Annotated in this window: 3 protein-coding genes; all 3 read right to left on the reverse strand. The window is 57.0% G+C overall.

The genetic code is table 11. From position 1 onward, the window contains the following. Nucleotides 1-280 (reverse strand): hypothetical protein (locus H5U08_RS19115; protein ID WP_297036857.1); only part of this gene is annotated, 280 nt, incomplete at its 3' end. Nucleotides 281-621: 341 nt separating this feature from the next. Continuing rightward, nucleotides 622-870: a hypothetical protein gene (locus H5U08_RS19120; RefSeq protein WP_297036860.1), complete on the reverse strand. Its 249-nt coding sequence runs from the start codon at nt 868-870 to the stop codon at nt 622-624. Nucleotides 871-874: 4 nt separating this feature from the next. Then, a partial coding sequence (locus H5U08_RS19125; RefSeq protein ID WP_297036863.1) for a hypothetical protein occupies nt 875-1,294 on the reverse strand: 420 nt, incomplete at its 5' end.

Here is a 1,294-nt window from a genome sequence, read left to right on the forward strand (position 1 = left end):
CTGGCTCCACGGCCCAGTGGTTCGTGGGCAGCGGCTGCGCCCGATCGAGCCACTGGCAGAAGCTGCGTACCACTTCTTCCCTCGGCCGCTTGAGACACACGATGCGGATCGCCGGTTCCAGCGCAATGGCGTCTTCCGCGTACGGCAGATAGAACGAGGCTACGTCGCCCACGATGGTCGCCTGCCGCGTGCGGCGCCAGCGGGCAAACCGCTCTCGAATGACACGGTCGCCCGCTTGCCGATCCCAGGGCAAGAGCGGCGGGTCCTCATGTGAAACCATTACGCCTGGCTGCCGGCTCAGCAACTGGGCCAGCGATAACGTCCCGCACCGTCCACTCCCTATGCCCAAGACGATCGCTTGCTGCATGACTGCGTTGGCCCTATGGGTAAAATGCAGTTTTCAAAAAGCCACAATGGCTGCCGTTGCCTGACCCACTTCCGGAGCCAGTCCCGCAACTACTACTACAGCGCAGATTTACCTAGACGCCACAAGACACCCACCACATGTTGTGTTGACATGAGTGATGTGGCCGCAAGATGCTGTGCCGCTCCCATAATCCTGCGCTGTGGTAATAACGCAGCACGGATTTTGCCCCGTTGTCTGCTGAAATTTTGCCGACCTCATGACTCTTCGAGAAGTAGCTGACGCGATCTGGCGTCGAACTTGTCAATGTTGGCCTTGGTGTAGATCGTCAACGTAAGCTCGTGCCTGTATTCGGAATCGTTTATGTGAATGTGTTCCGCAACTGCGTCATCGGTGATCGCCAACAGTTGATCAAGGGCTGAGCGAACCTGAATAGCTTCTTCGCGTGTCAGGTACACTATGACGTTTCGCAATGGCTGCTGGGTCGTGATATCTAGCATTCTCATTGTTTCACCTCGGCGGAACATCTTTTGGCCAAATTCGCATACCCCGCCACACTCCGTCGATACACTCTTCCACGTGAACGTGCGGGTTTTCATGGGGATAGGGCCTGTGCAAGTCAAATCGCAGCCTTCGTAGTCCGTCCTCTGACAAGAAAATACGGTCACCCGCATCATTCACAATCATGCGGTAATTTTCTCCAAGGAAGCGCACAGCCGCCTCCTTCGCTTGCGTTAAACGCTTCGCCTTTGCCGCTTTCGCGGCCCAGGCTCCTGCGGCAAATTCTACCCCCGTGGCCCCAAAGAATTTACTCCAGCCGTGGGTGTCTGTCCAACTGCCCGGTTGACCAGCCTCGTGGGTAATCAATCCCCGGCTCCAGTCCGGGGAAGGAATGTAGGGAACCCGAATAGGGTCCTCCGGGTTGAGAAT

Source organism: Thermogutta sp. (genome assembly GCF_014359955.1).
Lineage (GTDB): Bacteria > Planctomycetota > Planctomycetia > Pirellulales > Thermoguttaceae > Thermogutta.